This is a genomic window from Nocardioides sp. NPDC051685, from assembly GCF_044453405.1.
GTDB lineage: Bacteria > Actinomycetota > Actinomycetes > Propionibacteriales > Nocardioidaceae > Nocardioides.
This window is the reverse complement of the sequence record NZ_JBITCR010000001.1, coordinates 289,024-311,850: the sequence shown is the minus strand read 5'-3', so window position 1 is coordinate 311,850 and position 22,827 is coordinate 289,024. Positions and strand designations below refer to the sequence as shown.

Here is a 22,827-nt window from a genome sequence, read left to right as displayed (position 1 = left end):
GCGGGCGTGCAGCTTCCTCTGGTCGGCATCGGGACCGACGTACACAGCCTTGCCGACGGTGTCCCGATGCATGTGGCCGGCCTCGCCTTTCCCGACGAGCCGCAGGGTCTGGCCGGGCACTCCGACGGGGACGTGGCCGCCCACGCCTGCTGCGACGCGCTCTTCTCCGCCGCGGGGCTCGGCGACCTGGGGTCCAACTTCGGCACCTCCGAGCCCGAGTGGGCCGGCGCGGCCGGGGTGGTTCTGCTGGCCGAGGCGGCGCGGAGGGTCCGTGAGGCCGGTTTCGAGATCGGGAACGTCGCGGTCCAGGTGATCGGCAACCGGCCCAAGATCGGTCCGCGGCGGGACGAGGCGAACCAGGCGCTCTCCGCGGCGGCGGGCGCGCCGGTCACGGTGACCGCGACGACCTCCGACGGCCTCGGGCTCACCGGCCGCGGCGAGGGCGTCGCCGCCGTCGCAACCGCTCTCATCGCGCCACGCCGGTAGCGCAAGCGCGAGGATACCGACATGGCCCGATGAAATACCCGTCGTTCGCTCGCTGGCGCTCGCTCATCGTGCGTCGCGATAGGTAGGGAACACGCGTACGTCCCTAGACTTGGGGCATGGCACTCAGGCTCTACGACTCGGCGACCCGTGAAGTACGTGACTTCACCCCCTTGCAGCCCGGCAAGGCGTCGCTCTATGTCTGTGGCCTGACCGTGCAGAGCGAGCCGCATGTCGGGCATGTGCGCAGCGGGGTGAACTTCGACGTGCTGCAGCGGTGGCTGCGGGCGTCGGGCTATGAGACCACGTTCATCCGCAACGTGACCGACATCGACGACAAGATCCTGGCGAAGTCCGCCGAGCAGGGACGCCCCTGGTACAACCTCGGCTACACCATGCACCGCGAGCTCGACGCCGCCTACGCCTCGCTCAACGTCGCCCGGCCGACCTACGAGCCGCTGGCCACCGGTCACATCCCCGAGATCATCGCGCTGATCGAGGAGCTGATCGCCAAGGGGCACGCGTACGCCGCCGAGGACGGCTCGGCCGACGTCTACTTCGACGTGCGCTCCTGGCCCTCCTACGGCGAGCTGTCCGGGCAGAAGGTCGACGACATGGAGGCCGCCGCCGACGCCGACCCGCGGGGCAAGCGCGACCCGCGCGACTTCGCGCTGTGGAAGGGGCGGAAGGTCTCCGAGCCGGAGACCGCCTCGTGGCCCTCGCCCTGGGGGCTGGGACGTCCCGGATGGCACATCGAGTGCTCGGCGATGGCCGGGAAATACCTCGGTCCCGCCTTCGACTTCCACGGCGGTGGCATCGACCTGCGCTTCCCGCACCACGAGAACGAGCAGGCGCAGTCCCGCGCCGCCGGCCGGCCCTTCGCGAACTACTGGCTGCACAACGCCTGGATCACCACCTCCGGCGAGAAGATGTCGAAGTCGCTGGGCAACTCGCTGGTCATCCCGGAGGTCCTGAAGAAGGTACGCGGCATCGAGCTGCGCTACTACCTGGTCGCGGCCCACTACCGGTCCCACGTCGAGTTCTCCTTCGAGGCGCTCGACGAGGCGGCCGCCGGGTTCCAGCGGATCGAAGGCTTCCTGGAGCGCGCCGCGTCGGCCATCGGTGAGATTCCTTCCGATGGTGTCGCGTGCGCCGACTTCGTCAACGCGATGGACGACGACCTCGGCACCCCGGCCGCGGTGGCGGCGCTGCACGAGGTCGTGCGCGAGGGCAACAAGCTGCTCGCCGACGGTGACAGCCCGGCGCTGCGCGGGGTCGCCGCGAGCGTCCGCGCGATGCTGGACATCCTCGGCCTGGACCCCGCCGACCCGTCGTGGGGCCCGGCGAGCGGTGAGGACGAGAAGCTGACCGGTGCGCTGGACGTGCTGGTCCGCGGGGTCCTGGACGAGCGCGCCGAGGCGCGCGCCGCCAAGGACTGGGCCCGCGCCGATGCCTTGCGAGACCGGCTCAAGGACGCCGGGATCGAGATCGAGGACACCCCTGAGGGTCCGAAATGGAGCGTTAACTGATGGCAGGCAACTCCCAGCGTCGCGGAGCGATCGCGAAGGGACGCAAGAAGGGCGCCACGACGGGCTCGGGCGGCAACCGGCGTCGTGGGCTCGAGGGCAAGGGCCCGACGCCGAAGGCGAAGGACCGGCCCTACCACAAGGCCCACAAGGCGGCCCAGGCCGCCGAGCAGCGGGCCCACAAGGGCCCGCGCAAGCGCGCCGCCGGCGACGCCGAGTGGATCATCGGCCGCAACTCCGTGGTCGAGGCACTGCGCGAGGACGTACCGGTCAACGGGATCTACGTCGCCGAGGGTGCCGAGCGTGACGGGCGGCTGCGCGAGGCGTTCATGCTCGCCTCCGAGAAGGGCATCTCGCTGCTCGAGGTGACCAAGGTCGAGCTCGACCGGCTGACCGGCTTCAACGGCCACCAGGGCCTGGCCGCGCGGATCCCCGCCTACGAGTACGCGCACGCCGACGACCTGATCGACCGCGCCGCCGAGACCGGGGAGAAGGCGCTGATCGTGGCGCTCGACCAGGTCACCGACCCGCGCAACCTCGGCGCGATCGTCCGCTCCGCCGCCGCCTTCGGTGCTCACGGTGTGGTGATCCCGGAGCGGCGTGCCGCCGGCATGACCGCCGCCGCCTGGAAGACCTCCGCCGGTGCCGCGGCCCGGATCCCGGTCGCTCAGACGGTCAACCTGACCCGGCAGCTGAAGGCCTACCAGGACGCCGGCTGCATGGTCGTCGGGCTCGACATGGAGGGCGACATCACGCTGCCCGAGCTGGGCGCCCCCGACGGCCTCGCCGACGGTCCGCTGGTGATCGTCGTCGGTGCCGAGGGCGACGGCCTGTCGCGCTTGGTCCAGGAGACCTGCGACCAGATAGTGTCGATCCCGATGGCCAACTCCGTCGAGTCCCTCAACGCCGGCGTCGCTGCGTCGGTCGTGCTCTACGCGGTCGCGGAGGCGCGCCGCTGACTTCTCGCCGGACTCTGCTTCGTGGCCTCGCCGTCTGGGCGGGGCTAGGAGTGCTGTGGCTCGCGCTCACCGTCGGGTCGAGCGCGTGGCTCTTCCTGTCCAGCGAACGCCAGGTGGTCCTGGCCGGCCACGACTCGGTCCTGCGTCCGACGCTGTCGGGGAAGGCGATCATCCACACCGGACCGGTGCTGCCCGACGTACGTCTGGACGTCGGGGGTCCGATCGGTGTCGACGTCACCCTCGGGAAGACCGAGCTGAGGTCGATGGACGAGCTCTTCGAGCGCTACGCCGTCCTCGGCTCGGCGCCCGACGGCCAGCGCGCCGTCGTGGTGGAGCAGGTCGACTCGATGCTCGTCGCGGCCGTGATCCGCGGTGCCGCGGTCTCCTTGGCGATCGTCGCCGGGGGAGTCCTGCTGTGGTGGCTGCCCGGCGCCCAACGCCGCGCCGACCTGCGTCGACGCGTGGCCGAAGCGGCGCGCACGCGGCACGGTCTCACCACCGCGGGCATCGGTGCGGTCACGGCGGCGGTGCTCGCGGCCGCGGTCTGGCAGCCCTGGGGCGCGTCCGGAGCGCCCGCCGCGGGCAAGGAGCGTGAGCCGGTCGCCGGCGACTGGACCCCGTTGGCCCGCTTCCTCGGCCCGGAGATCCCCGTGCCCGACGAGCTGGCCGATGTGGAGGTACGCGGCGACGCCTATGCCATCCAGACCCGCCGGCTCGTGGCCAGCGCGGTCGACACCTACAACTCCAGCCGCACCTTCTACGAGAAGGTGGTCGCCAAGGTGCCGGACCTGGCGCTGCGGGAGCCGGCCGAGGACGAGACCGTGGTGGCCTTGGTCTCGGATCGTCACGACAACGTCGGTATGGACTCGGTCGTCCGCGCGATCGCCGACGAGGGTGGCGCGACCGGCATCCTCGACGCCGGCGACGACACCTCGACGGGGTCCGACTGGGAGACCTTCTCCCTCGACTCCCTCACCGACGCCAGCGACGGCCTGGACAAGTGGGCGGTCACCGGCAACCACGACCACGGGCCGACGGTCGGCAGATACCTGGCCGACAAGGGCTGGACCATGCTCGACGGCGAGGTCGTCGAGGGGCCTGGCGGCTCGGCGCTCCTCGGGGTTCCCGACCCGCGCACCAGCGGCCTCGGCAACTGGATCGACGAGAAGAGCGTCAGCTTCGAGGAGGCCGGTTCGAAGCTGGCCGACATCGCCTGCGCGTCGATGGAGGACGGGAAGCCGGTCGCGACCCTCCTCGTCCACGACCCGTCCCTCGGCCGCGAGACCCTGCGCCGCGGCTGCGCGACCCTCGTCGTCGGCGGCCACCGTCACGTGCACCTGGGCCCGGGCGAGGTCACCGGTGAGAACGGCAACATCGGCTGGACCTACACCAACGGCACCACCGGCGGCGCGGCGTACGCCTTCGCGATGGGGAAGATCCGCCGCACCGCCGAGGTCAGCCTGATCACCTACGCCGACGGGCAGCCCGTGGGCATCCAGTCCGTCGAGCTGGAGACCAACGGAGTCCTCACCGCCCACGAGTACGTCCCGCTCGATCCCGCTCGTTAGCCGCGTCGGCTGCGCACATCGGTGGACGACTGGCTACGATTGTCCCGCCGTCGCGGAGACGTACGGCATGCCGGTGTAGCTCAGTTGGTAGAGCGTTCGCCTTGTAAGCGAAATGTCGCGGGTTCGACTCCTGTCACCGGCTCCAGGAACTGTCGGTGGTCGGCCATACAGTCATTGCCATGAGCCGATGCTTGGGATGCGATCGGGAGCTGACCGAGCGCCACCAGAAGATCTACTGCAGCAACGCCTGTCAGATGCAGGTGAAGCAGAAGCGCATGGTCGAGGAGTGGCTCTCCACCGGGATCGGGAAAGCGCAGAGCAAACGCCGCCATTACATCCGCGACTACGTCCTCCAGCAGCAGGGCGGCCTCTGTGCGGTCTGCGCGATCCCGTCCGAGTGGAACGGTCTCGAACTCGCCTTCGTGCTGGACCACATCGACGGCGATGCCAGCAATAACAAGCGCGAGAACCTGAGGCTGGTCTGCCCGAACTGCGACAGTCAGCTCCCGACGTACAAGGCCAAGAACCGGGGGAGCGGCAGGGCATGGCGACGGCAGAGATACGCCGACGGCAAGTCCTACTGATCAGCGGAGCTGAGTGACCTCGTACGTCGTCGGCGGGTTGGCGATGTCGTCCTGGGAGGCGACGAGCTCGAGCTCGCGGCGGCCCGACTTCAGCGTCCGGTCGAGGATGGCGAAGAGGGTGTTCGCGGTGCGGCCCAGCGCGGCCGGGGTGGAGCCGGTCGAGAGCAGGTGGGAGAGGTAGACCGCGGCGGTGACGTCGCCGCCGCCGTTGGGGGAGATCGGGAGCAGCGGAGTGGTGACCGACCAGGCACCCTCGTCGGAGACCGCGACCAGGTCGATGTGGGTGGGGTCCTTGGTGATCACCGAGGTCACGAGCACGTTCGACGGGCCGGACTCGCGGACGATGTCGACGGCGGCGAGCACCTCCTGCAGGGTGTCGGTCGACTCGACGCCGGCGAGGAAGTTGAGCTCGAAGTGGTTGGGCGTGATGACGTCGGCGGCGGGCACGACCTCGTCGCGCATGAACTCCGGGATGCCCTCGCGGACGAACATCCCGCGCCCGACGTCGCCCATCACCGGGTCGCAGCAGTAGAGGGCCCGCGGGTTGAGCGCCTTCACGCGGCGTACGGAATCCAGGACGATCGCGCCGACCGCCGGGTCGCCCTGGTAGCCGGACAGCACGGCGGAGACGGTGGCGAGACCGTCGCGCTCGGAGATCCCCTCGATGACCTCGGCGACCTGGTCGGCGGCCACGACCGGACCGCGCCACTCGCCGTAGCCGGTGTGGTTGGAGAAGTTGACCGTGAGCACCGGCCAGACCTCGTGACCGAGGCGCTGGATCGGGAAGACGGCCGCCGAGTTGCCGACGTAGCCGAAGGCCACGTGCGACTGGATGGAGAGGATCTGCATGGAACCAGTCTCCAACAGTCGGCTCAGGCGGCCTTCTTCTGGGCCTTCTTCGAGGCCTGCTTCTTGGGCGGGTCGTTGAGCAGCCAGGCCGCCAGCGCACCACCGATCGCTCCGAAGAGGTGGCCCTGCCACGAGACACCGGTCTGCCCGGGGAGTACGCCGAGGAGCAGGCTGCCCCAGGCCAGGAAGATGAGCACGCCGATCACGATCTCGCCGACGCGGTGGTTGAACAGCCCACGCAGGATGAGGTAGACCAGCCAGCCGAAGATCAGCATCGAGGTGCCGGCGGTGATGCTGCCCGGCGGCGACATCAGCCAGACGCCGACGCCACCGACGATCCAGATGATCAGCGTCGCTGCGATCCCGCGGCCGAATCCGGAGGCGAGCACCAAGAAGCTCAGGACGAGTGCAAACAGGGTGTTGCCGTAGAGGTGGGCCCAGCCGAAGTGGAGCACCGGAGCGAACACGATGCCGAGGAGCCCGGCGTCGGTGCGCGGGGTGATGCCCAGCGAGTCGAGCTGGTGGCCGCTGATGTAGTCGGTGGCCTCGAGCACCCACAGCAGGGCGACGAAACCGAGCGACCAAACGCCGGCCCGAAGCCAGTTGGCGCGTTTGGCCGACGTGGGGGAATCCTGGCTCACGCCCGAAATCCTACCTACCGCTCCACAGCGGCGAGTCGTTGCTCGAGGCTCCCGTAGAGGTAGGGGACAGCGGCGGGGTGAGGCCCGGTCTCGTAGAGCTCGGTCGCGAGTGCCCGGGGAGACTCCCCGGTGTGGTCGGCCGCCCAGGTGCCACCGCCCCCGGTGATCCGCCCGCCGTCGAGAGGGAGCACCGCGTCGGACGCCAGCGCGACCCAGCGTCCGCCGCCGTCCTCGAGCCAGGCCACCGGCACCGCGTACGCCTCGCCGTCGGTCAGGTCGGCGTCGATCGAGATCCGGCGGCCGATCGGGTGGGCTCCCTGCCGGCTCCACAGGACGGTGGTGACATCGAGCCGGTCATCAGCGGCGGTGCCCAGGACGAGGTGGTCGGCGAAGGTCGCCCAGTCGCGTACGCCGGCAGCGGGGTATTCCGGGGGACCGGCGCGGTCCAGCAGGACTCTGCCGCCGAGCAGGGCCGCCCAGGCGGCCAGCAGGACCACGACGATGGTGCCGGCGATCTTGAGCCGGCGTGACACCGACAGCGTCGGTCCGGTGAAGTTCTCGCCCACGTGACCCCCGTTCACCGCGTCGATGGGCCGATGGCGCCGATCCTAATCGGGAAGGGACCAGTCGACCGGAGAACCGCCCTGTTCGACCAGGAGGGCGTTGGCGCGGGAGAACGGCCGGGACCCGAAGAACCCGCGGCGTGCGGAGAGCGGCGAGGGGTGGACGGACTTGATCGCGGGCACCCCGTTGAGCCTCGGCTCGAGGTTCTGCGCGTGCCGGCCCCACAGGATGGCGACCAGCGGTCCGCCGCGGCGGCCGAGGACGTCGATCGCCCGCCCGGTGACCTCCTCCCAGCCCTTCTTCGAGTGTGAGGCGGGCGCGCCGGGCCGCACCGTCAGCGAGGTGTTGAGCAGCATCACCCCGCGGTCGGCCCACGTCGAGAGGTCGCCGTGCTCGGGCATCTTCAGGTCGAGGTCGGTGGTCAGCTCGGCATAGATGTTCTTCAGCGACGCCGGCAGCGGACGTACGTCCTTCTCGACCGCGAAGCTGAGCCCGATCGGGTGCCCGATGGTCGGGTAGGGATCCTGGCCGACGATCAGGACGCGTACGTCCCGCAGCGGGCGCCGGAAGGCGTTGAAGATCCGGTCGCCGTCGGGGAGATAGGGGCGCCTGGCCGCCAGCTCGTCGCGCAGGAAACGGCCCATCTGCTCGATCTGCGGCTCGGCCGGCGCCAGCGCCTCGGCCCAGTCGGCAGCCATCAGGCCCTTGTCCACGAGTCCTGCCAGTGCGCTCATGCCGCCACTTCCGTAGGGCAAGGCGAAGAGTACGGAAGTGGCGGCATGAGGCCGGTTGTCGCTCGCTGTCGCTCGCTCATGGTCCCCCAACATATCGTTCGCCATCGTCAGGGACGCTGGATAGGTTGTGGTGCATGAAGTTCGGACTCTTCATCCCGCAGGGATGGCGCTTTGACCTCGTCGGGATCGACCCGGCTGACCAGTGGAACACGATGAAGGACCTGGCCCTCCATGCCGACGCCGGGAGCTGGGAGTCGGTCTGGGTCTACGACCACTTCCACACCACCCCGGAGCCCTCGGACCAGGCCACCCACGAGGCCTGGACCCTGATGGCGGGCCTCGGTGCGGTCACCTCGCGGGTGCGCCTCGGCCAGATGTGCTCCTGCATGTCCTACCGCAACCCCGCCTATCTGGCGAAGGTCGCCGCGACCGCCGACCACGTCAGCGGCGGCCGGATCGAGATGGGCATCGGCGCGGGCTGGTACGAGCACGAGTGGCGGGCCTACGGCTACGGCTTCCCCGAGGCACGCGACCGGCTCGGGATGCTCCGCGAGGGCGTGCAGATCTTCCAGCAGGCCTGGACCACGGGCGTCTCCTCCCTCGACGGGAAGTACTACCAGGTCGACGGCGCCATCTGTCAGCCGCTGCCGATCCAGAAGGGTCGCTCCGGGATCCCGCTGTGGATCGCGGGCGGTGGCGAGAAGGTGACTCTGAAGATCGCCGCTCAGTACGCCGACTACACCAACTTCGCCGGCGACCCGGAGACGTTCACGGCCAAGTCCGACATCCTGGCGGCGCACTGCGAGAACCTCGGCCGCGACTTCGCCGAGATCACCCGCTCCGCCAACTACAACGTCTTCATCGGCGAGACCGAGAAGGACGTCCAGGACAGGATCGACTGGTACGCCGACCACCTCACCAAGTCGCTCGGGGAGGCCGCCGGCGCGGAGCACGCCCGCCGCAGCGGCAGCCAGGGGCTGACCGGCACGCCCGAGCAGATCGTGGAGAAGCTGAAGGCGATGGAGGAGCTGGGGATGACGTACGCCATCACCTACTTCGGCGACGCCGCCTACGACCGCTCCTCGATCGAGCTCTTCGAGTCTCAGGTCCTCCCCGAGTTCGCCTGAGCGACGCCTGCCGACACCGCCACGGACGTTTACAACGCCGTGGCGGGCCGGTAGGAAGACGTACATGAAGATGACGACCCTCCTCGGGGGAGCGGCGGTCGCCGCCGGCGTGGTCGCCGCGCGCGACCTGACCCAGCGCAAGCACGCGATCCTGCGGAACTTCCCGGTGATCGGGCACGCGCGCTACCTGATGGAGAAGATCGGACCGGAGCTGCGGCAGTACATCGTCGCCGACAACGACGAGGAGCGACCCTTCAGCCGCGACCAGCGACGTTGGGTCTACGCCTCGGCCAAGGGACAGAACAACTACTTCGGCTTCGGCACCGACAACGACATCGAGCATGCGCAGGGCCACATCCACATCAAGCACCGTACGTTCGCCGACGCCCTGCCCGACGACCACGACCCGACCGCCGAGCTCCCGTCGGCGAAGGTGCTCGGGGGTCCGCGCGGGCGTGCGAAGGCGTTCCGGCCGGAGTCGGTCGTCAACATCTCGGCGATGTCGTTCGGGTCGTTGTCCGGGCCGGCGATCAAGGCGCTCAACCTGGGTGCCAAGCGGGCCGGAGCGATGCACAACAGCGGCGAGGGCGGTATCTCGCCCTACCACCTCGAGGGTGGTGCGGATCTGGTGCTGCAGATCGGCACGGCGTACTTCGGGTGCCGGAACGCCGACGGCACCTTCTCGATCGACCGGTTGAAGGAGCGGGTCGCGACCGCGCCGGTCAAGGCGATCGAGATCAAGCTCTCCCAGGGTGCGAAGCCGGGGCTCGGCGGACTGCCGCCGGCCGCCAAGGTGAGCCCGGAGATCGCCGCGATCCGGGGCATCGAGGTCGGCAAGGACTGTGCGTCCCCCTCGCGGCACTCGGCCTTCCGCGACGTCGACTCGATGCTCGACTTCGTCGAGATGATCGCCGCCGAGACCGGATTGCCGGTCGGCATCAAGTCGGCGGTCGGCGAGATGGAGTTCTGGCAGGAGCTTGCCGGCACGATGCGGTCGGGGGAGCGGGGCGTCGATTTCATCACCGTCGACGGCAGCGAGGGCGGCACCGGTGCGGCGCCGCTGATCTTCTCCGACGCGGTCGCGATGCCCTACCGGATCGGCTTCTCGCGGGTCTACGGCACCTTCGCCGAGCTCGGTCTGACCGACTCCATCACCTTCATCGGGTCGGCCAAGCTCGGCCTGCCTGAGAACGCCGCCGTCGCCTTCGCGCTCGGTGCCGACATGGTCAACGTCGGCCGCGAGGCGATGATGTCGATCGGCTGCATCCAGGCGCAGAAGTGCCACGAGGACACCTGCCCGACCGGCGTCGCGACCCAGAACAAGTGGCTCTCCGGTGGTCTCGACCCGATGGACAAGGGCGATCGCTGCGCCAGCTATCTCAGGACCCTGCGCAGGGAGCTGATGAAGGTCTCCGCCGCTGTCGGTGTCGCCCACCCCGGCCTGATCACGCCGCACGACATCGAGGTCATGAACGGTGACTACGAGTCACGCACCCTCGCCGGCGTCTACGGCTACAAGGACCACTGGGGTGCTCTCGGCCCCGAGGTGACCGGCCAGCTCCTCGACGTCGTGCGCCCGCACCGCACGTTCAACGAGAAGCCGACCACCGCCTGAGCGCCTCGTCAGGACTCGGTGGCGTAGCGGGCGCCGATGGACTCGCGGATCATGTCCATCTGGCGCATCAGGCTGAGGGTCTGGCTGTGCGGCACCAGCGGGGACTCCAGGAGACCCTCGCGCAGGCAGCGCTGGACCTCAGCGATCTCGTTGCCGTAGCCGGCGCCGATGACGGGCTCGTCGCCGACGATCTCGACGGGCTCGTCCCCGTTGGCGGGCTTGAAGACCGCCGAGGACGGGTGGTGGAAGTCGGTCAGCTCGATCCGGCCCTGGTCGGTCGCGATGGCGGCCGCGCGGGAGGAGTAGGAGGTGACCGAGGAGACCATCGTCGAGAGCTCGTTGCCGGCGTACTTCCCGGTCATCACCAGGTCGAGGTCGAACGTGCCGCCGTCGGCACCCTCCCCGAGGTTGGCCTGAGCCGTCAGCGAGCGGGCCTCGCCGAAGAGCAGGTGGGCGAAGGTGAGCGGGTAGATGCCCATGTCGAGCAGCGCGCTGGCGCCGAGGGCGGGGTCGAGGAGGCGCTGGTGCTGCTCGGGGTCGGCGACGAAACCGAGCTCGGCGTGTACGTGACGGGGGACCCCGAAACGGCCCGACCTCACGTCGGCGACGAGGCGCCGGATGATCGGGTTGGTCGCCATCCACATGGCCTCCATGAGGAACAGCTTCTTGGAGGTGGCCAGGTCGACCATGGTCTGCGAGTCGGCGGCGTTGAGCGTCAGCGCCTTCTCGCACAGCACGTGCTTGCCGGCCTCGAGCACGAGGGTGGCGTGCTCGAGGTGGTGGGAGTGGGGGGAGGCGATGTAGACGACGTCGACGTCCTCGTCGGCGGCCAGCTCCTCATAGGAGCCGTGCGCGCGGACCGGGCTGTTGGCGGCGTACTCCTTCGCGAACGTCTCCGCGGACTCCTTGCTCCGCGAGCCCACGGCCACGAGTTGGCCGTCGGGCACGAGCATCAGGTCGGTGGCTAGGGAGTGGGCGATCCGGCCGGTGCCGAGAATTCCCCACCTGATCGGGTCAGAGTTGGTGGTCACGTCTCGACTCTAGCCACCTGCCAGGGGCTAATGGCTGTTGGGCGGAAGGACGCTCTTGTTGTGGCTGCCCTGCACCGCGGCGAGCTCCTCGAGGAAGGTGTCGGCCCAGTGACGTACGTCCTTGGAGGCGACCTGCTTGCGCATCGCCCTCATCCGGCGGGTGAGCTCCTTCGGCTCGGCCTCGTAGGCCTCGAGCAGCGCGGCCTTCATCCCGTTGATGTCGTAGGGGTTCACGAGCCAGGCCTGGCGCAGCTCCTCGGCCGCGCCGGCGAACTCGGAGAGCACGAGGGCGCCGTCGTCCTCGTAGCGGCAGGCGACGTACTCCTTGGCGACCAGGTTCATGCCGTCGCGGTAGGGGGTGACGACCATGATGTCGGCGGCGCGGTAGAGCGCGGCCATCTCGGCGCGGGGGAGCGAGGTGTGCAGGTAGGAGATCGCGGGACGGCCGATGCGGCCGAGGTCGCCGTTGAGCCGGCCGACGAGGCGGTCGATGTCGTCGCGGAGCTTGCGGTACTGCTCGACCCGCTCGCGGGAGGGCACCGCGACCTGGACGAAGATCACGTCCTCCACGTCGAGCTCGGTGTCGCGGATCATCTCGCCGAAGGCGCGCAGCCGGGCGTAGATGCCCTTGGTGTAGTCGAGCCGGTCGACGCCGAGCATGATCTTCTTCGGGTCGCCGAGCTGCTGGCGGATCTCCTTGGCACGCTGGTTGACGCTCTCGTCGTGAGCCATCTCGTCGAAGCCGATGAAGTCGATCGAGATCGGGAAGGCGGCCGCGTGCACGGTGCGTCCGTCGGGGAGATAGACCAGGTCACGGTGGGTCTTGTGGCCGACGCGCTGACGCACCAGCCGGACGAAGTTCTGGGCCGCCTGCGGAAGCTGGAAGCCGACCAGGTCGGCCCCGAGCAGGCCCTCGAGGAGCTGGCGCCGCCAGGGGACCTGCTGGAAGAGCTCGGCCGGCGGGAACGGGATGTGCAGGTAGAAGCCGATGCGCAGGTCGGGGCGGAGCTCGCGCAGCATCTGCGGGACCAGCTGGAGCTGGTAGTCCTGCACCCACACGGTCGCGCCCTTGGCAGCGACCTCGGCGCACTTCTCGGCGAACCGCTTGTTGACGCGCTGGTAGCCGTCCCACCACTCCCGGTGAAACTCAGGCTTGGCCACGACGTCGTGGTAGAGCGGCCACAGGGTGCCGTTGGAGAAGCCCTCGTAGTGCTCCTCGATGTCCTGGGCGCTCATCGTCATCGGCAGCAGATGGAGCCCGTCGTCCTCGAACGGCTCGAGGTCCTCGTCGGTGCCGCCGGGCCAGCCGATCCACACGCCGTCGTTGGCCCGCAGGACCGGTTCGAGGGCACTGACCAGGCCTCCTGGGGAGCGTCGCCACGCCTTCGTGCCGTCCGGCATCTCCACTCGATCGACGGGGAGCCGATTGGCCACGATTACCAGGTCAGCCTGCACATCTCCGACTGTAACGGACCGGATCCGGGTTCGGTGCCCAGTCGTTCCACTCGCGATTTTCCGGGCTCGGCCGGAATACCTGTCGAGTAACACGCCGCAGGGTGAACCACAGCCGTGTAGTTCGGCGCGTTAGTCTGTGGGCAGATGCAGACGACACCGGGGGACGAGGAATGAGCGCTGTCAACGTGCAGGTCACAGGCCCAGGTGAGGACCCCGCGAGCCTCAGCGAGCGCGACAAGCAGATCCTCGACTTCGAGCGCCAGTGGTGGAAGTACGCCGGAGCCAAGGAGGCTGCCGTGCGTGAGGCGTTCAACATGTCCGCCACCCGTTACTACCAGGTCCTCAACGCGCTGATCGACAAGCCGGAGGCCCTCGAGGCCGACCCGCTGCTGGTACGCCGCCTGCGAAGGCTCCGCGCGGCCCGACAGCGTCAGCGCTCGGCGAGACGGTTGGGCTTCGAGGTCTGAATGACCGGCTGCGTACGTCCTTCGAAGGGTGAGCGTGGCGTCGCGCTCCCCACACCTGTCATCGCGCTGAGTGTGGTGGCCGTCGTCGTCGCCGTGCTCGTCTTCTGGTTCACCGGTGGTGACGGAGACGGCCGGGACGAGAAGATCGCCCAGGCCGGTGGCACTCCCTCGGCCTCCGTGTCCGCATCACCGAAGGCGGCCAAGGCCGAGGAGAAGAAGCCGGCGAAGGCCGTGCCCTCGCCCGTCGACCGGGCCAAGGTCAGCGTCGAGGTCTACAACCAGTCCAACGTCGTCGGCCTTGCCGGCGACGTCGCGGCGAAGGCGACCACGGTCGGCTGGAACGTCGTCGGTGAGGACAACTGGATGGGTTCCGTCCCGGAGAACACCGTCTACTACCCGAGCGAGATGAAGCGCGAGGGCCAGCAGCTGGCCGATGACCTCGGCATCAAACGCACCCATCTGTCGGTCGAAGGCTCGATGAAGGGCGACCGGCTGACGGTGATCCTGACCGGGGCTCTCTGAGGGCTTCCGGGCGTTCTCGACGGCGTGTGATCTGTCGCACGGCCATGCCTCCCGGTCCGCTCCGAAGTGGTTGCCGTGTCACAGTTGAGGCATGGCCGAACCCCAGCCTGATGGCACTGCAGGAGAGCAGAAGTACGCCGCGGTCGCGGCTGCTGCCGCCGAGACCCTCGTCGGTCTCGACTTCGACGGGACGCTCTCGCCGATCGTCGAGGACCCGGCTGCGGCTCGGATCCATCCTGACGCGGCCTCGGCCCTGGTCGCACTCGCGGCCCGGGTGAAGGCGGTCGCCATCGTCACCGGCCGCCCGGCGGGGCAGGTCGTCGAGCTCGGCGGGCTGGCGGCGATCGCCGACGCGCTCGCGGAGCTGGGCAAGGAGCTGTATGTCTTCGGTCAGTACGGCAACCAGCGCTGGAGCGGCTCGGACCGCGTCGTCGTGGGCCCGCCGCCGCCCGAGGGCCTGGCCGCCTTCGAGGCCGCCCTCCCGGCGGTGCTCGAGGCGTACGGCGCCGGCGAGGCCTACATCGAGGAGAAGGGCCTCGCCGTCGGTGTCCACACCCGCCGGTTCCCCGACCCCGACGATCTCGCCGCTCGTCTGCTCCCGCCGCTGACCGAGCTGGCCGCCGAGCACGGACTGATGATCGAGCCCGGTAAGCAGGTCATCGAGGTGCGCGCCCCCGGGATGCACAAGGGTCTTGCGATCGAGACGCTGATCGCGGAGGTCTCGCCCGGCGCGATCCTCTTCGGCGGCGACGACCTGGGCGACATCGAGGCGTTCGAGGCCGTCAGGGCCTGGGGAAAGACCACCGGGTCGCCGACCCTCCTCGTCTACTCCCACGCCGGGCCCGACCGTGGCCCGCTCGCCGGGCTGGCCGACCTCGAGGTCGCCGGGCCGGAGGGGGTGCTGGAGCTGCTGCGGCGGCTGACGATTGATGCGGTGGCGGTGTGAGCGGCGGTGTAACACGTCGTTCGTAGGACTACTCGCCCTATTGGGACGACCGGATAGTCGGTGTAACAGCGTGTTACAGCTGGCGCCGTCCGCTGACAGCGAACAGGATAACCGGAGGGAACATCCGGATGCTCTGAGAAGTTGAGCCAGTATCACTCAACTTTTCTAGGAGGGTCCGCATGGACAAGCTTCCTGTGCTGTTCGTCTCGGACGCCGTGGTCCTGCCGGGGATGGTCGTGCCCATCGAGCTCGACGAGGCCGCGCAGGCTGCGATCGACGCCGCCCGGGCCGGCTCGGAGAGCCGGCTGCTGGTGGCGCCGCGGCTGGGGGACCGGTACGCGACGTACGGCGCTGTCGCCACGATTGAGCGCGTCGGCCGTTTCCGGGGTGGTGAGCCCGCGGCGGTGCTGAGGGCCATCGGCCGCGCGAAGATCGGCTCCGGCGTGACCGGGCCCGGTGCGGCGCTGTGGGTCGAGGTCGAGCCCGCCACCGAGACCACCACGGAGCACGCGACCGAGCTGGCCGAGGAGTACAAGCGGCTCGTCGTCGCGGTGCTGCAGCGACGCGAGGCCTGGCCGGTCATCGACCAGGTCAACCGGCTGACCGAGCCGTCGGAGATCGCCGACACGGCCGGCTACGCGCCCTACCTCGACGACGAGGCCAAGCGCGAGCTGCTGGAGACGCCGGACGTCACCGAGCGGCTCGAGAAGGTGATCGCCTGGGCCAAGGACTACATCGCCGAGTCCGAGGTCAGCGACAAGATCGCCGAGGACGTACGCGAGGGCATGGAGAAGACGCAGCGGGAGTTCCTGCTGCGCCAGCAGCTCGCCGCGATCCGCAAGGAGCTCGGCGAGGGCGAGCCCGAGGGCTCCGACGACTACCGGGCCCGCGTCGAGGCCGCCGACCTCCCCGAGGCCGTACGCGAGGCCGCGCTGCGCGAGGTCGACAAGCTCGAGCGTGGTTCCGAGCAGAACCCCGAGACCGCGTGGATCCGCACCTGGCTCGACACCGTGCTGGAGCTGCCCTGGGGTGTGGTCACGGAGGACTCCACCGACGTCACCGCCGCCCGCGAGGTGCTCGACGCCGACCACCACGGCCTGGAGGAGGTCAAGGACCGGATCGTCGAGTACCTGGCGGTCAGGGCCCGTCGCGCCGAGCGTGGCCTGCAGGTCATCGGCGGCCGTGGCTCGGGCGCTGTGGTGCTGCTCGCCGGCCCGCCAGGAGTCGGCAAGACCTCCCTCGGTGAGTCGGTCGCGCGCTCGCTCGGACGCAAGTTCGTCCGGGTCGCGCTGGGCGGCGTCCGCGACGAGGCCGAGATCCGCGGTCACCGGCGCACCTACGTCGGCGCGCTGCCGGGCCGGATCGTGCGGGCCATCAAGGAGGCCGGCTCGATGAACCCGGTCGTGCTCCTCGACGAGGTCGACAAGGTCGGCTCCGACTACCGCGGTGACCCTGCCGCGGCGCTGCTCGAGGTGCTCGACCCGGCGCAGAACCACACCTTCCGCGACCACTATCTCGAGCTCGACCTGGACCTCTCCGACGTCCTGTTCATCGCCACGGCCAACGTCGTCGACCAGATCCCCGGCGCGCTGCTGGACCGGATGGAGCTGGTCACCATCGACGGCTACACCGAGGACGACAAGGTCGCCATCGCCCGCGACTTCCTGCTGCCCCGGCAGCTCGAGCGGGCCGCGGTGACGCCTGCGGAGGTCACGGTTTCCGACGACGCCCTGCGTGAGCTGGCTGCGAACTACACCCGCGAGGCCGGCGTACGCCAGCTCGAGCGGCTCCTCGCCAAGGCGCTGCGCAAGGCGGCGACGCGGCTGGCGACCGGGACGGAGCACGTCGGGGTCGACCTCGACAACCTCAAGGACCTCGTCGGCCGGCCGCGGTTCACGCCGGAGTCGGCGGAGCGTACGTCGGTCCCGGGGGTCGCCACCGGACTGGCCGTCACCGGGCTCGGTGGGGACGTGCTGTTCATCGAGGCGTCGGCGGCGGACGGGCAGACCGGGTTGAACATCACCGGCCAGCTCGGCGAGGTGATGAAGGAGTCCGCGCAGATCGCGCTCTCCTTCGTCCGCTCGCACGCCGCTGAGCTCGGTGTCGACCCGGCCGTGCTCGACCGCTCGCTCCACGTCCACGTGCCCGCGGGTGCGGTTCCCAAGGACGGCCCGAGCGCCGGCATCACCATGGTCACCGCGCTCACCTCACTCGCGACCGGTCGTCCGGTGCGCAGCGAGGTCGGCATGACCGGTGAGGTCTCGCTCTCCGGCCGGGTGCTGCCCATCGGTGGCCTCAAGCAGAAGCTGCTCGCCGCTCAGCGGGCCGGTCTGACCGAGGTCTTCGTGCCGCAGCGCAACGAGCCCGACCTGGACGAGGTGCCCGACGACGTGAAGCAGGCGCTGAAGATCAACCTGGTGAGCGATGTCAGGGATGTCGTACGCGGCGCCCTGGCTCCCGCCCAGGGAGGTGCCACCACGCAGAACTCGGTGGCTGCTGCCTGACCGGATCGTTCCGGATGCTGCCCGCTTGATGCCTCGTGCATCGGGCGGGCAGCTCGCACACTGGAGGTATGAGCAACCGAGCCCTTCTCGTCATCGACATCCAGGAGTCCTTCCGCCGGCTGGACACCTGGGAGCAGACCCTCCACCCCGACATCGCCGAGCGCGCCGACCGGCTGGTGAGTCTCACGCGCGCCACCGGCGACCTCGTCGTCTGGGTGCTGCACACCGAGCCCGGCAGCGGCGGCGCCTTCGACCCTGACTCGGGTCACGTGCGCTACCTCGACGGGCTCAGCGGCCCGCAACCGGGCGATGTCGAGGTGCGCAAGACCTCGCACAACGCCTTCACCACGACCAACCTGCAGCAGATCCTGACCGAGCACGGGGTCACCGAGCTCGTGGTGTGCGGGATCCGCGCCGAGCAGTGCGTCGAGACCACCGCCCGGATCGGCTCCGACCTCGGCTACCGGGTGACCTATGTCGCCGACGCCGTCTCCACCGAGCCGCTGGGCGGGCTGTCGGCGGAGGAGATCGTGGAGCGTACGAAACTCGTGCTCAGCGGCCGGTTCGCCGAGATCGCGACGATCGCGGACCTGGAGGCTGTGGCAGCATCTGCGGCGTGAACGAGCGTCAGCGAGCGAACAATGTGTTCATCATGCCGTCACGCCCGTATCCTTTCTTCTCCTCAACGGGTGTGGCGGCATGAGCGCCGTCGTGTTCGTGCTGCTGCCCGGCGTACATCTTCTCGACCTCGCCGGGCCGGCACAGGCGTTCCACGCCGCGGGCAACCTGGGCCATCCCTACGACCTCACCTACGTCGCGGGCGCCGGGCCGGGGGAGGTGCTCTCGGCCCAGGGGCTGCCGCTGGCGGCCCGTGGAGAGTGGCCCGATCTCGACCCCGGCGACCTGCTCCTCGTGCCGGGCTGGAAGGCGGCGTACGACCTCGTCGCCGGTCCGCGGCTCACCCCCGAGACCGCCGAGCGCCTGCGTGCCCATCATGCGTCCGGGGGCGAGGTGGCGAGCGTCTGCGCCGGCGCCGACGCCCTGGGCCAGGCCGGTCTCCTCGACGGCCGGCTCTGCACCACCCACCACGATCTGCAGGACGCCCTGGCCAGGCGCTACCCGAAGGCCCGGGTGGTGCGTGACGTACTCTTCACCAGCGATGACCGGATCGTGACGTCGGCCGGCATCGCCAGCGGCATCGACCTGAGCCTGCACCTGCTGGCGATGCGCCACGGGCCCGCACTGGCGGCTCGGGTGGCCCGCGACATGGTCGTCTACGCGCGCCGTAACGGCGACCAGCCGCAGGAGAGCGTCCTGCTGCGCCACCGGAACCATCTCGACGACACCGTCCACCATGTGCAGGACGTCATCGACGCCCGGTTCGCCGAGCCGCTCCCGCTCACCGGCCTGGCCGAGGGTGCGGGTGTCAGCGAGCGCACCCTCACCCGCGCCTTCGTACGCGCGACCGGTCTCACCCCGCTCCGCTACCAGCAGGCGCTACGCCGTGAGCGTGCCGACCACCTGCTCGCCGCCGGGAGCACGATGGAATCGGCGGCCCGGGCGGTGGGCTTCGACGATGCCCGGATGCTGCGCCGTCTTCGCGCGCGCTGAATTGTCCACATAGCGGACAGTTGGTCCACGGAATGGAACCCGGGTGTGTTGGGCACCGGATACCTGCCGTACGATCGCAACTGCTCATCGAGAGGGACTGAGGGAACGGCCCAGTGAAGTCCCGGCAACCGCCACGAGCCTCCTCCCACCTGTGGGCGGGTCGTGGAAAAGGTGCTAATTCCGGCCCGAGCGCGAGGGACGCGACGGGGAAGATGAGGAGGAGGTTTCTCATGAGCGCTGTGACAACGGAGACGAAGGGTCTGCGCGAGGGTGCTTTCGGCAACGCGTCGGCGCTGTCGTGCCGGGAGTGCGGCAACCAGATCGACCTCGGTCCGCACTACGCCTGTCCGGAGTGTTTCGGGCCACTGGAGGTGGCCTATGACTTCCCGGCCGTGACCCGCGAGGAGATCGAGGCCGGACCCCGCAACATCTGGCGCTACAAGGCGCTGCTGCCGGTGCCCGACGACATCGAGCAGAGCCCCAACACCGAGCCCGGCTTCACCCGGCTCCTTGATGCGAAGAACCTCGCCAAGGAGCTCGGCATCGAGAAGATCTGGGTGAAGGACGACTCGACCAACCCGACCAACTCGTTCAAGGACCGCGTCGTCGCCTGCGCCCTGAGCGCCGCCCGCGAGCTCGACGCCAAGGTCTTCGCCTGCCCCTCGACCGGCAACCTGGCCAACGCCGTGGCCGCCGCCGGTGCCCGCGCCGGGATCCCGACCGCGGTCTTCATCCCCAGCAACCTCGAGCAGCCCAAGCAGGTCAACTCGGCCGTCTTCACCGACAACCTGATCGCCGTCGACGGCAACTACGACGACGTCAACAAGCTCGCCCAGGAGATCGCCGCGGAAGAGGACGGCTGGGCGTTCGTGAACGTCAACGTACGTCCCTTCTACGCCGAGGGCTCCAAGACCCTCGGCTTCGAGATCGCCGAGCAGCTCGGCTGGCGCCTGCCCGACCAGATCGTCATCCCGGTGGCTTCCGGATCCCAGCTGACCAAGGTCGACAAGGCTTTCAAGGAGCTGATCAAGCTCGGTCTGGTCGAGGAGAAGCCCTACCGGATCTTCGGCGCCCAGGCGACCGGCTGCAACCCGGTCGCGACCGCGTTCAAGGCCGGCGTCGACGCCATCCGCCCGGTCAAGCCCGACACCATCGCCAAGTCGCTGGCCATCGGCAACCCGGCCGACGGCATCTACGTCCTCGACGCCACCCGCTCCTCCGGCGGCGCCGTCGAGGAGGTCACCGACGACGAGATCCGCGCGGCGATCGTGCTCTTGGCCCGCACCGAGGGCATCTTCACCGAGACCGCCGGCGGCACCACCCTCGCGGTGACCAAGAAGCTCGTCGAGACCGGCGCCCTGGACCCGAGCCTGGAGACGGTGATCATCAACACCGGCCACGGCCTCAAGACGCTCGACGCGGTCAGCGGCATCGTCGGACCCCGCGCCACCATCGCCCCCAACTACGACGCCTTCGAGGAAGCCGGGCTCTCGCAGGCGTAGGGCTGTGGATGTTCGTCCAGGTATGTAGCCGAACCGTCGCTTCCCACGCGGAACTCCGCGAGGGAAGCGACGGTTTCTCTGCATACCTAGACGAACCAACCGCCCGTTCACCATCGTGCGCTACACATGAGGAATGTGAGCGCTGCGAAGACGAGTGAAGAGGCCCGATGGCTGGGCGTGGTTGCCGCCACGGCGGGCGTCGCAGGGGCCGTCGGGGTCGTGGGGGCGGCGGCCGGTGCCGGGTTCGTGACGTTGCTGAAGAGACAGGCAGCGCACGCCCGCGACGTGATCGGCAAGCCCCTCGGTGAGGAGGCGATCGACGCCGACAAGGTCTACAAGAAGACCTACGGAGGTACGCCGGTCCAGCTCCTCATCCTCGGTGACTCGATCGCCGCCGGGCTGGGCGCGGAGACCAGGGGCGGCACCCTCGGCGCCCGGCTGGCCAAGGGCACGGCCAAGGCGCTGCAGCGACCGGTGCGGCTGCGTACGGCTGCCGTGGTCGGGGCCGAGACCTCGATGGTCCCCGCGCAGCTCGACTCCTTGCCGAAGAGCTATCGGCCCGATGTCGCGGTGGTCATCGTCGGCGGCAACGACGTCACCCACCGGGTGCCGCAGAAGGACTCCACCCGGGTGCTGGGGGAGGTCATCGACGCGCTGCGCGAGCGTGGCGCCGAGGTCGTCGTCGGGACCTGCCCGGACGTCGGCGCGGTCCGGCCGCTGCCGCAGCCGCTGCGCTCGCTCGGCCGCAGGATCGCCAAGCAGCTCGCCGAGGGCCAGCGGGAGACCGCGCTGGCCAAGGGCGCCCACGTCGTCTCGCTCTCCGACGTGGTCGGCCCGTTCTTCATCACGAACCCCGACGAGATGTTCGCGATCGACCACTTCCACCCCAGCGCCATGGGCTACAAGCGCACCGCCAAGGCGATGCTGCCCTCCGTCCTCGCCGCCCTCGGGCACGTCGAGCGGGTCCCGTTCGGCCACCACATGCCCGAGCATGTGGTGCCCTAGCCTGTTGAGATCCCGAGGTCCGCGGGGAACAGCTCGGTCTCGAGGTCTGCCAGCTCGCGTTCGAAACGGGTGCGGACCGCTGCCTTCCGGTCGGCGGGCAGCCAGCTCGCGTCGATGCCGGCCAGGGACATCGCGCGAAGCCGCCGGCGCGTCACGCCGAGGTCGTCCGCGAGGATCCGGTACTCGTCCGCGAGCGTCGTGGGGAACATGCCCGGATCGTCGGAGGCGGGGATGACGTTCAGGCCGGCCTCGAGCATGGCGCCGATCGATGCCCGCCGCCACGGACGCCAGGAGCGGCGCGAAGTGGTCGAGATCACGGTGAACGGCACCTGCTCGTCGCGCAGCCGCGCCACCACCTCGTCGTCCTCCAGGACGAAGTAGCCGTGGTCGATCCGGTCGCAGCCGAGCGTGTCGAGGCAGGTGATGGTGTTCGCCGCGACCGGCGCATGCTCGGAGGAGTGCGCGGTCCGGTGCAGGCCCGCGTCGCCGGCGAGGCGGTACGCGGCCTCGAATCGTTCCGGCGGACCCGCCGTCTCGAGATTGTCCAGGCCGATGCCCACGACGTACTCGTGCGGGTGATCGACCACGGTGCGCACTCGGGCCAGGGCCTCCTCGTCCGTCCGGCTGCGGTCGATCGCGGCCAGCAGAACGCCGGTCATCCCGAAGTCCCGCTCGGCCATTCGGATGCCCTCGGCGTACGCCTCGACCGCTCCCGCGTAGCCCAGCTGCCGCAGGTGCTCCGGCAGGGCGTCGAAGGAGAGCTCGAGGTGCCGGGTGGCGCTCGTCCGGTGGGCGGCCTCGAAGGCCTCGTACACGATGCGGGTGAGGTCCTCGGGCGTACGGAGCACGTCCAGGACCCACTTCGACGCCTGGAACAGCGAGTAGGAGACGTCTGGCTCGTCGGCGGAGCGGCCCTCCGGCACCGGGATCCGCCTGCCGCGGTAGAGAGCCGGGTCCGGTGGGAGCGAGTTGATGTCGGCGTAGATCTGCTCGGGAGTGTCGGGCAGCTCCAGCCGCTCGCGTCGCGCCAGCTCGGCGAAGGTGGAGGCGCGCACGGTGCCGATGAGGTGGCAGTGCAGGTCCGCCTTCGGCATGCGGGCGATGTACTCGCTCAGGTTCTCGGTGCTCATCGTC

Annotated in this window: 22 protein-coding genes, 1 tRNA gene and 1 riboswitch; of the genes, 16 read left to right on the top strand and 7 right to left on the bottom strand. The window is 69.7% G+C overall.

The annotated features are described in order from the left end of the window. The first annotated feature begins 6 nt into the window (after positions 1–6). From ispF to ACIA03_RS01500, 6 genes are all read left to right on the top strand, one after another. A complete protein-coding gene (gene ispF / locus ACIA03_RS01525; protein ID WP_396978552.1) occupies positions 7–486 on the top strand; it encodes a 2-C-methyl-D-erythritol 2,4-cyclodiphosphate synthase in 480 nt (159 codons plus the stop codon). Between the two features lie 116 nt (positions 487–602). Next, the gene (gene cysS, locus ACIA03_RS01520) at positions 603–2,012 is read left to right on the top strand and encodes a cysteine--tRNA ligase (protein ID WP_396978550.1); all 1,410 of its coding nucleotides are present in this window, start codon (positions 603–605) and stop codon (positions 2,010–2,012) included. Beyond that, entirely contained in the window at positions 2,012–2,968 is a 957-nt protein-coding gene (gene rlmB, locus ACIA03_RS01515; protein ID WP_396978548.1) for a 23S rRNA (guanosine(2251)-2'-O)-methyltransferase RlmB, read from the top strand. Before cysS ends, rlmB begins: the two co-directional genes overlap by 1 nt. Before the next feature lie 50 nt (positions 2,969–3,018). Next, a complete protein-coding gene (locus tag ACIA03_RS01510; RefSeq protein WP_396978546.1) occupies positions 3,019–4,536 on the top strand; it encodes a metallophosphoesterase in 1,518 nt (505 codons plus the stop codon). 69 nt (positions 4,537–4,605) lie between these two features. Beyond that, positions 4,606–4,681: transfer RNA gene (locus tag ACIA03_RS01505), tRNA-Thr, on the top strand. Between the two features lie 34 nt (positions 4,682–4,715). Then, on the top strand, positions 4,716–5,120 hold the full coding sequence (locus ACIA03_RS01500; protein WP_396978544.1) for an HNH endonuclease: 405 nt from the start codon (positions 4,716–4,718) through the stop codon (positions 5,118–5,120). Here ACIA03_RS01500 and pdxY read toward each other — a convergent pair whose 3' ends face one another. The 4 genes from pdxY to ACIA03_RS01480 are packed head-to-tail and all read right to left on the bottom strand — an operon-like array spanning position 5,121 to position 7,908. Continuing rightward, a complete protein-coding gene (pdxY, locus tag ACIA03_RS01495; protein ID WP_396978542.1) occupies positions 5,121–5,969 on the bottom strand; it encodes a pyridoxal kinase PdxY in 849 nt (282 codons plus the stop codon). A gap of 23 nt (positions 5,970–5,992) precedes the next feature. Beyond that, positions 5,993–6,610, bottom strand: coding sequence for a rhomboid family intramembrane serine protease (locus tag ACIA03_RS01490; protein ID WP_396978540.1), 618 nt, complete (start codon positions 6,608–6,610; stop codon positions 5,993–5,995). Between the two features lie 14 nt (positions 6,611–6,624). Beyond that, complete coding sequence (locus ACIA03_RS01485; RefSeq protein WP_396978538.1) at positions 6,625–7,176, bottom strand: hypothetical protein; 552 nt, start codon at positions 7,174–7,176, stop codon at positions 6,625–6,627. 42 nt (positions 7,177–7,218) lie between these two features. Beyond that, the gene (locus ACIA03_RS01480; RefSeq protein WP_396978536.1) at positions 7,219–7,908 is read right to left on the bottom strand and encodes a uracil-DNA glycosylase; all 690 of its coding nucleotides are present in this window, start codon (positions 7,906–7,908) and stop codon (positions 7,219–7,221) included. A 134-nt stretch (positions 7,909–8,042) separates the two neighbouring features. Between ACIA03_RS01480 and ACIA03_RS01475 the strand changes: the two genes are divergently transcribed. Both ACIA03_RS01475 and ACIA03_RS01470 read left to right on the top strand, forming a co-directional pair. Further along, positions 8,043–9,035: an LLM class F420-dependent oxidoreductase gene (locus ACIA03_RS01475; RefSeq protein ID WP_396978535.1), complete on the top strand. Its 993-nt coding sequence runs from the start codon at positions 8,043–8,045 to the stop codon at positions 9,033–9,035. Positions 9,036–9,099: 64 nt separating this feature from the next. Next, positions 9,100–10,650: an FMN-binding glutamate synthase family protein gene (locus ACIA03_RS01470; protein WP_396978533.1), complete on the top strand. Its 1,551-nt coding sequence runs from the start codon at positions 9,100–9,102 to the stop codon at positions 10,648–10,650. 8 nt (positions 10,651–10,658) lie between these two features. On the opposite strand, the gene ACIA03_RS01465 is transcribed toward ACIA03_RS01470, so the two are convergent. Both ACIA03_RS01465 and ACIA03_RS01460 read right to left on the bottom strand, forming a co-directional pair. Next, positions 10,659–11,681, bottom strand: coding sequence for a Gfo/Idh/MocA family protein (locus tag ACIA03_RS01465; protein ID WP_396978531.1), 1,023 nt, complete (start codon positions 11,679–11,681; stop codon positions 10,659–10,661). Positions 11,682–11,708: 27 nt separating this feature from the next. Continuing rightward, positions 11,709–13,160 carry a trehalose-6-phosphate synthase gene (locus tag ACIA03_RS01460; protein WP_396979872.1) on the bottom strand — a complete coding sequence of 484 codons (1,452 nt, stop codon included), beginning with the start codon at positions 13,158–13,160 and terminating at the stop codon, positions 11,709–11,711. 146 nt (positions 13,161–13,306) lie between these two features. On the opposite strand from ACIA03_RS01460, the gene ACIA03_RS01455 reads away from it, so the two are divergent. The 8 genes from ACIA03_RS01455 to ACIA03_RS01420 all read left to right on the top strand — a co-directional run bounded on the left by ACIA03_RS01455 (position 13,307) and on the right by ACIA03_RS01420 (position 21,693). After that, positions 13,307–13,603: a DUF3263 domain-containing protein gene (locus ACIA03_RS01455; protein ID WP_091046051.1), complete on the top strand. Its 297-nt coding sequence runs from the start codon at positions 13,307–13,309 to the stop codon at positions 13,601–13,603. After that, positions 13,604–14,125, top strand: a complete 522-nt coding sequence (locus tag ACIA03_RS01450) for a LytR C-terminal domain-containing protein (protein ID WP_396978529.1) — start codon at positions 13,604–13,606, stop codon at positions 14,123–14,125. A 91-nt stretch (positions 14,126–14,216) separates the two neighbouring features. Beyond that, positions 14,217–15,071 (top strand): trehalose-phosphatase, encoded by an 855-nt coding sequence (gene otsB / locus ACIA03_RS01445; RefSeq protein ID WP_396978527.1) that lies wholly within the window; start codon positions 14,217–14,219, stop codon positions 15,069–15,071. Positions 15,072–15,250: 179 nt separating this feature from the next. Next, positions 15,251–17,575: an endopeptidase La gene (gene lon / locus ACIA03_RS01440; RefSeq protein WP_396978525.1), complete on the top strand. Its 2,325-nt coding sequence runs from the start codon at positions 15,251–15,253 to the stop codon at positions 17,573–17,575. 68 nt (positions 17,576–17,643) lie between these two features. After that, entirely contained in the window at positions 17,644–18,195 is a 552-nt protein-coding gene (locus ACIA03_RS01435; protein WP_396978523.1) for an isochorismatase family protein, read from the top strand. Positions 18,196–18,274: 79 nt separating this feature from the next. After that, positions 18,275–19,186 carry a GlxA family transcriptional regulator gene (locus ACIA03_RS01430; protein WP_396978521.1) on the top strand — a complete coding sequence of 304 codons (912 nt, stop codon included), beginning with the start codon at positions 18,275–18,277 and terminating at the stop codon, positions 19,184–19,186. An 81-nt stretch (positions 19,187–19,267) separates the two neighbouring features. Next, a riboswitch (SAM riboswitch) is annotated at positions 19,268–19,405 on the top strand. Between the two features lie 11 nt (positions 19,406–19,416). After that, positions 19,417–20,688 (top strand): threonine synthase, encoded by a 1,272-nt coding sequence (thrC, locus tag ACIA03_RS01425; RefSeq protein WP_396978519.1) that lies wholly within the window; start codon positions 19,417–19,419, stop codon positions 20,686–20,688. Between the two features lie 135 nt (positions 20,689–20,823). Beyond that, entirely contained in the window at positions 20,824–21,693 is an 870-nt protein-coding gene (locus ACIA03_RS01420; RefSeq protein ID WP_396978517.1) for an SGNH/GDSL hydrolase family protein, read from the top strand. Here ACIA03_RS01420 and ACIA03_RS01415 read toward each other — a convergent pair. Continuing rightward, positions 21,690–22,823: an adenosine deaminase gene (locus tag ACIA03_RS01415; RefSeq protein WP_396978516.1), complete on the bottom strand. Its 1,134-nt coding sequence runs from the start codon at positions 22,821–22,823 to the stop codon at positions 21,690–21,692. The genes ACIA03_RS01420 and ACIA03_RS01415 overlap by 4 nt on opposite strands. Positions 22,824–22,827: the final 4 nt, after the last annotated feature.